This is a genomic window from Intrasporangium sp., from assembly GCF_035280925.1.
GTDB lineage: Bacteria > Actinomycetota > Actinomycetes > Actinomycetales > Dermatophilaceae > Intrasporangium.
Map to the genome: position 1 here is coordinate 1 of NZ_DATEEY010000033.1, position 7,322 is coordinate 7,322.

Below are 7,322 nucleotides of genomic sequence, written 5' to 3' on the forward strand. Positions count from 1 at the left end.
GTCCCCCAGGATGACCTGTCGCTGCTCGTCCTCACCGACGAGCAGGCGACGCGCCAGGCCGTCACCGAGGCCCTCCGTTCCCACCTCGTGGGGACGGGTCGCGACTCGGCGGCGTTGTTCTACTTCAGCGGCCACGGCTCGCAGCAGTTCGCTCCTCTGGAGCTCTGGTCCCGGGAGCCGGACCGACGCAACGAGACAATCGTCCTCGTCGACAGCCGAGCGCCCGGAGGATGGGATCTTGCCGACAAGGAGCTGAGTGGCCTGCTGGCGACGGTGGCCGAGTCGGTGGGGCACCTGCTCGTCGTCCTGGACTGCTGCCACGCCGGCGACGGCACGCGGGACGCTCACGGGTCGGTCCGGCTGCGCCTCGCTCCTGAGGACCCACGGCCGCGGCCCGTGGGCAGTTTCGTGCCCGAGGCGGCGATGACGCCGGAGCGTCTGGCCGGCCGTACGCGTTCGGCGTGGTCGTCAGCTCCGGGGACACAGCACGTGCTGCTCGCCGCGTGCCGGTCCTCCGAGACCGCCAAGGAGCTGACGATCGGAGGGCGGAGTCGCGGCGCGCTGTCAGCCGCCCTCGAGCGGGCCCTGCAGACGAACGGTGCCCAGCTCAGCTACCGCGACATCCAACGGTTCGTCACGGCGGGGGTGCTGGCACGGGTCGAGGACCAGCACCCGCAGCTCGAGACGGTGGACGCCACGGATCTCGACCTCGCCTTCCTCGGCGGCGCCCTGCCCACCCGCCCCATGCAGCTGACCCTGAGCCACCTGCCCGACGGCTGGAGCATCGACGCGGGAGCCGTCCACGGCGTGCCGGAGCCGATCGGGGACGACACGACCGAGCTCGCGGTCTACGCGCTGGGCGAGGACACGGACGGCGCACCACTTGCCGAGGCCGACGTCACGGCCGTCCTGCCGGACCGGTCGATCGTCACCATCACGCCCGAGCTCGACGCCGCATTCGTCTACCGCGCGGTCGTCAAGACGATTCCCCTCAAGCCCCTCGACGTCGCCATCGTCGGGGAGCACGAGGCGACCACCGCGTTGCAGCAGGCAGCCGAGTCCGCCGACACCACCCTGATCCAGCTGACCACGGACCCGGCGGCCGCGGACCTGATCATCCGGGCGCGAGCTGACGGCTTCGAGATCACCCGGCCTGGGGTCACCCGTCCGCTCGTCCCCGTGGTGGCAGGCCAGCACCGCGAAGAGCGCACGATCCTGGCCCTGGAACGGGTCGCGCGCTGGCTGCGGCTCTCGTCGTTGAGCAACCCCGCGACACAGCTGCCTCCCGGCTCGATCCGGGTCGACGTGACGTCGACGGCCGGAGAGGTCGGACCGGACGGCAGACTCGAGATCTCGTACGTCGAGGACCGGGCTCCGGCGTTCACCGTGACGCTGACGAACACGACGGCCCGGCCGCTCTGGTGTGCGCTGCTCGACCTGACCGAGACCTATGGCATCTTCACCGATGCGTTCCCCTCGGGCTCGACCCTGCTCGACGCGGGCGCCAGCATCGAGGTGGCGCTCAGCGGCCAGCTCTCCGATGCGCTGTGGCGGGCAGGAACGGTGCTCCTGACCGACCAGCTCAAGATCATCACCAGCACTCTCGAGTTCGACCCGAGGTCGCTGGAGCAGCCCGAGCTGGAGGTCGACGTCGTCGCGCCGGCCGCTGTGGTGAGAGGCGATCGTGCGGCGCGCTCCACCCTCGACCGGCTCCTCACCCGGGTCTCGACGCGCACGGCCGCCTCGACCGGAACGCCCAGCGCGGTGGCAGACTGGCGCACCGACGACCTCTACGTGGTCACGAAGCGCCCTCCGACCAGCTGACCCTCCGGCTGCCCGGCCTCCCACCCAGCGGTCGGGTTCGCCACGCTGCGCGAAGGCGTCGTACGGTTGGCCACGCGTGAACCGCGACGCCCGACCCTCGACGAGGAGACCCCATGAGCTCGACCCATGGCCGCACCCGCGATCTCGCCCTGGCCGCGACCTTCGCCGGACTCATCGCCGGGTTGGGCCTCGTGCCGGCAGTCTCGGCGTTCGGCTTCCCCGTGCCGATCACGCTCCAGTCGCTCGGCATCATGATCGCGGGGGCAGTGCTCGGGGCACGGCGCGGCGCGGCCGCCGTGCTCCTCTTCCTCTTCCTCGTCGCGCTCGGGCTCCCACTCCTCTCCGGTGGACGAGGTGGGCTGGGGGTCTTCGCCGGCCCGAGCGTGGGCTACCTCGTCGGCTTTCCCGTCGCGGCGTTCGTCATCGGGGCGCTCATCTTCCGGCGCGGTGCCCCCTACAGCACCGGCTACGCGCTCGTCGCGATCGTCCTGGGCGGCATCGTCGTCCTCTACGCCATCGGCGTCCCCGCCACGGCGTGGCGCGCCGGCATCAGCCTTCCCGCCGCCATGGCGGGCAGTTCCCTCTTCCTCGTCGGCGACCTCGCCAAGGCCGTCGTCGCCGCTCTCGTCGCGGGTGCCGTGCACCGCGGCTACCCCGGTCTGCTCCCGCACCGCCGCCCCGCGGGGCAGAGAGCACGCGAGACCGCCGCACACGGATGACCAACCCCCGCCTCTCCTGATCGAGTGAACAGCTTTCGGGGCCGGTGGCCCCGAAAGCTGTTCACTCGATCGGAGGGGTGAGGCTGGTACGGGTACCGGATCAGTCCTCCACACCGCGGGCGACGAGCGCCTCTGCCAGCCGATCTGCATGCCGGAGTGACCGGAGGACGAGCGGCACGATGAAGGCGAGGGGGCTCGACGAGGCACCGCGCGCCAGTTGCGCCTGCCGCACCTCGCGAGCCAGCTCGATGACGACGGCCACGGACCGGATGCCGAGCGCCACGAGCAGGCCCACCCGCTCGGGATCGACCCCGACGCGTCGCAGCGGCCCCAGCCAGCGCACGACGACGTCGACCATCGCGGTCGTGCGCGTGGTGAGGCTGACGAGGGTGGCCAGGAGGACCACCGCGAGCATCCCGCCGACGACGACCACGGCCCGCTGCCAGCCGCCGACGACGACCTGGAAGAGCCCGAGCGCGAGGAGGAACCACAGGAGTGGACGCACCTGGTCGAGCGTGGTGCGCCACGGGATCCGCGCCGCCGCGAAGAGCAGTGCGATGACCGCGAGGACCGCCACCACCTGCCAGGGCTTCCGCAGGGCCAGGACACCGATGGCGGCGACGACGAGGAGGATCAGCTTGGTCCCCGCAGGCAGGCGGTGCACGACGGAGTCGCGCGGCACGTAGACGGCGAGCGCACTCATGACACGAGCCGCAGGTACGCGTCGACGGCCCCGTCCGGTGTGCCGTCGAAGGCCAACCGGGCATCGTGGAAGACGAGGACCCGGTCGAAGTCGTCCACCAGGTCGAGGTCGTGCGTGACGACGACGACCTGCTGGTCGAGCTGCCGGACCACGTCGCGGACCCGACGCGTGTTGACGAGATCGAGCAGTGTCGTCGGCTCGTCCATGACGACGAGGTCCGGCCGCGTGACCAGGACCGATGCCAGGGCGAGCAGCTGCTTCTGGCCCCCGGACAGCAGGTGAGCCGGATGGTCGCGGTGCCCGTCAAGACCGTAGACCATGAGGGCTGAGTCGACCCGCGCTGCGACCTCAGCCTTGGACAGACCGTGCCGCCGCAGCCCGAAGGCGACGTCCTCTGCCACCGTCGGCATGACGATCTGGGCATCGGGGTCGGTGAAGCAGAAGCCGACGCGGCGCCGGATCGAGCGGGCCTCCTTGGCCGTGTCCAGCCCGCCGATCCGGACCACTCCGGCGGTCGGCACGACGAGGGCGTTGAGCATCCGTACAAAGGTGGACTTGCCCGACCCGTTGGCCCCGATGACCCCGATTCGGTGCTCGGTGAGACGAAGGCTGATGTCCCGCAGGACGATCCGCTCGACGCCGGAGGCGGTGTAGGTGTGGCCCACGGCGTCGAACTCGATCACGGGCACGCTTCCACCACCAGCGCGGTCCCCTGCCCGCCGCCGGCAGCGATCGCAGCGACACCATGGCGACCCCGACCCTGACGCACGAGCTGGGTGAAGAGCCGCACCACGAGCACGGCTCCGCTGGCGCCCCAGGGGTGGCCCAGGGCGAGTGCACCACCAGCAGTGCAGGCCCGGCTCGGGTCGATGCCCAGGGCGTCATAGCAGGCGAGGACCTGACCGGCGAAGGCCTCGTTGAACTCGATGACGTCGAGATCCTCGACGTCCAGCCCCGCCTCTGCCAGCGCCTCGTGCACGGCGGGGACGAGGCCGATGCCCGGTCGCCCCGGGGCCACGCCCACCGAGGCGGCTCCGAGGACGCGCAGCCCGGGGCGGCCGGACCCGGCACCGGAGGAACCGGCGTGGGAAGCGGGGACGACACCAACTGCTGCGGCGCCGTCGTTGATCCCGCAGGAGTTCCCGACGGTGACCGACCCGCCTTCTCGGAAGGCGGCCGGGAAGCGCGCCAGACGTTCGACGGTGAGGCCGACCCGCGGCCGCTCGTCGGCGGCCATGCCGTCCACGGGGACGATCTCGTCGGCGAACTCACCCCGTGCGGCAGCTAGCACGGCCCGCGCGTGGGACTCAGCGGCATACGCGTCCTGTCGTTGGCGTGTGACGCCACACTCGGCTGCGAGGAGGTCGGCAGCCAGGCCCATGTCGAGGTCGTCCGCGCCGGGCGCAAAAGGGGCCCGCTCGTAGCGGACGGGCGCGCCGTCGCCGTGCGGGGGCCAGAATCGCCAGGGTGCCGTCGAGGCGCTCTCGACTCCCCCGGCGAGCACCGGCCCCGAGCCGCCGGAGACGAGCCGGGCCGCGAGCTCGATCGCGGCCAGGCCGCTCGCGCACTGCCGGTCCACCGTCAGGGCCGGCACGTCGACGGGCAGCCCGGCGGTCAGTGCGGCCACCCGAGCGACGTCGCCCCCCGGACCCATGCAGTTGCCGAGGATGACCTCAGCCGGCACCTGCCCGACGTCGTCGGCCACGGCGCGCACCACCGCCGCCGCGAGCTCCGCGGCCGAGATGCCGGCGAGACGGCGTCCCGCGGTGCCGATCGGGGTGCGCCGAGCCGCGACGATCAGGGCGTCGGCCATCCGGTCACCGGGCCAGCGCGGCACGGTCGACCTTGCCGCCGTCGGTGAGGGGGAGCTGAGGCACCACTCGCCACACCCGGGGCCGGTGCGTCACGGGCAGGCGGTCACGAGCGAGCCGCTCGAGGGTCTCGCGGTCCGCGGCCAGGGTCAGCGTGGCGGCGACGAGCGCTCCCATCGTCGGGTGCGGCACGGCGTGGACGGCAACGCCGCCCCGCGCGGCAGGCGCGAGCACGGCCTCCACGTCAGCGATGAGCACGGTTGCGCCCGCCGTGACGATGGCGTCGGGTCGACCGCGGACGACGAGCACACCGGACTCGAACGACCCGATGTCCCCCACCGTCGCCCAACCCCCTGCTGCCCGCAGCAGCGACCCCGGCGGACCGGCATAGCCGTCGCACAGCCAGGGCGAGCGAGCCCAGATGGTGCCCGGTGCGGGCTCGTCCCGGATCTGGATGTCGACGGCCCGGAACGGCCGCAGCACCCCGTCACCGTCGCTTGACGCTGCCGCGACGAAGCTCAGCTCGGCCGCCCCGTAGTAGTGCGTGATCCGCAGCCCACGCTGCTGAGCGGCGGCCGCCAGCCGGTCCGGCAGGTGAGCCCCGGCCACGACAACCCGGGTCCCCCGGGGGAGCTCGTCCCCCCGGCGCTCCAGCTCAAACGGCGTGAGGCAGGCATGGTCTGCCTGGGCCGGATCGTCGATGACGTCGGCACCGGCCCAAGCCGCGTGCACGGCGGCGAAGAGGTTCATCGTCGACCCGAGCGGCCCTGGCGCCCACACCCGGGCTCCCACAGCCACACCGGTCAGCTCGGAGTAGGCCGGGAACGAGTCCCACCACGACTGGGTGGTGCGGACCACCCGACGGGGCGTAGCACCCGTCGTGCCGGAGGTTGACAGCGCGAGCCGCGCACCGGAGCGGTGCGCGGAGAGCACTGCGGCCACCGGGTCGTCGTGCTCGTCCGGCCGGACCAGCCGCGTCATGGAACCTCCTTGAGCAGCACCGGGCAGCGAGGCCCCGGGCCGCCACCCATTGAACCAGCCGCCGGTCAACCAGCGCTTCCGCGTCCTGCGGACACGAGAAAGGGCCGGACATTCGATGTCCGGCCCTTCGTCGTCTGGTGGAGCTGAGGGGACTCGAACCCCTGACCCCCTCCATGCCATGGAGGTGCGCTACCAGCTGCGCCACAGCCCCAGCTGAACGTCACTTCCGTGAAGCGACTGCGTAACTCTAGCCAAAGAACGGTCCGGAGCCCAAATCCGTCGTCACGCCTTCCACGGCCCCAGGTTCCACCCCGAGATGCGCCATCGCACCTGCTCGCCGAAGCTCTTGCGACCCTCGACGAGCTCGATCCAGTGGCAGTTGTCGAGCCCTCGGAAGATCGCGTCCGACACGTCCTGGTCGAGGCCGACGAGATCCGTCGCGCCCACGCGGCCGGAGACACCATGGGTCACGATGATCGCCGTCTCGCCTGCCAGCAGCTCCCGCTCGATCTCCCGGACCGACTCCCCGACGCGGCGAGCCACGTCCTCGCGCGTCTCACCGGTCACGCCGCGGGGCACGTCCTCGCCGCGGTCCAGAGCGGCGACCGCCTCCGGGTACCGCGCGCGGACCTCGTCGGCGTGCAGCCCCTGCCACTCACCGACGTGCACCTCCCTCAGCCGTCCGTCGAGCCTGACCTCCAGCCCGGTCAGCTGCGCGATGGCGTCAGCGGTCGCGGCGGCGCGCTGCAGGTCGCTCGACACGAGCAGGGCCGGTTGGTACGCAGCCAGGTGCGGTGCCGCGGCGAGCACCTGCGCGCGACCGGTCTCCGAGAGCTCCGAGTCCTTGTGCCCCTGCCAGATCCGAGCGGCGTTGTCGACGGTCTGAGCGTGGCGCAGGATGACGATCCGGCGGGGACCCGTCCGTCTGGTGGGACCGACGCTCACGACACCGCGTCCCCGTCGCCGCCTCCGTCCACGCCACCATCCCCGCCACCATCCCCGCCACCGTCCACGCCAGCGTCAGCCCTGCCCGCTGAGCCGGGCCGCGCCGGGGCCTCGACCGCCGCCAGGTCGATCTCGGGACAGTCCTTCCAGAGTCGCTCGAGCGCGTAGTACTCCCGCTCGTCGTCGTGCTGGATGTGAACGATGATGTCGCCGAAGTCGATGAGGACCCAGCGGCCCTCGCGCTCACCCTCGCGCCGGATCGGCTTGGAGCCGAGCTCGCGCAGCCGGTCCTCGACCTCGTCGACGATCGAGCCGATCTGTCGCTCGGAGGCGGCCGAG

General features: G+C 72.2%; 8 protein-coding genes and 1 tRNA gene. 2 read left to right on the forward strand and 7 right to left on the reverse strand.

Annotated features, from left to right (window positions below):
• Window positions 1-1,824: caspase family protein (locus VJN29_RS03520; protein ID WP_324142196.1), on the forward strand; the 1,824-nt coding region annotated here is incomplete at its 5' end.
• Between the two features lie 113 nt (window positions 1,825-1,937).
• The gene (locus VJN29_RS03525; RefSeq protein WP_324142197.1) at window positions 1,938-2,543 is read left to right on the forward strand and encodes a biotin transporter BioY; all 606 of its coding nucleotides are present in this window, start codon (window positions 1,938-1,940) and stop codon (window positions 2,541-2,543) included.
• Between the two features lie 100 nt (window positions 2,544-2,643).
• Here VJN29_RS03525 and VJN29_RS03530 read toward each other — a convergent pair whose 3' ends face one another.
• From VJN29_RS03530 to rsfS, 7 genes are all read right to left on the reverse strand, one after another.
• Window positions 2,644-3,246, reverse strand: a complete 603-nt coding sequence (locus VJN29_RS03530) for an energy-coupling factor transporter transmembrane protein EcfT (protein WP_324142198.1) — start codon at window positions 3,244-3,246, stop codon at window positions 2,644-2,646.
• A complete protein-coding gene (locus VJN29_RS03535; protein ID WP_324142199.1) occupies window positions 3,243-3,935 on the reverse strand; it encodes an ABC transporter ATP-binding protein in 693 nt (230 codons plus the stop codon). Before VJN29_RS03535 ends, VJN29_RS03530 begins: the two co-directional genes overlap by 4 nt.
• Window positions 3,926-5,059, reverse strand: coding sequence for a thiolase family protein (locus tag VJN29_RS03540; protein WP_324142200.1), 1,134 nt, complete (start codon window positions 5,057-5,059; stop codon window positions 3,926-3,928). Before VJN29_RS03540 ends, VJN29_RS03535 begins: the two co-directional genes overlap by 10 nt.
• Window positions 5,060-5,063: 4 nt before the next feature.
• Window positions 5,064-6,038, reverse strand: coding sequence for an AMP-binding enzyme (locus tag VJN29_RS03545; RefSeq protein WP_324142201.1), 975 nt, complete (start codon window positions 6,036-6,038; stop codon window positions 5,064-5,066).
• Window positions 6,039-6,173: 135 nt separating this feature from the next.
• A tRNA-Ala gene (locus VJN29_RS03550) sits at window positions 6,174-6,249 on the reverse strand.
• 71 nt (window positions 6,250-6,320) lie between these two features.
• A complete protein-coding gene (locus VJN29_RS03555) occupies window positions 6,321-6,983 on the reverse strand; it encodes a histidine phosphatase family protein (protein WP_324142202.1) in 663 nt (220 codons plus the stop codon).
• Window positions 6,980-7,322, reverse strand: a 343-nt coding sequence (rsfS, locus tag VJN29_RS03560) for a ribosome silencing factor (RefSeq protein ID WP_324142203.1), incomplete at its 5' end; no start/stop codon positions are given. The genes VJN29_RS03555 and rsfS, both read right to left, overlap by 4 nt.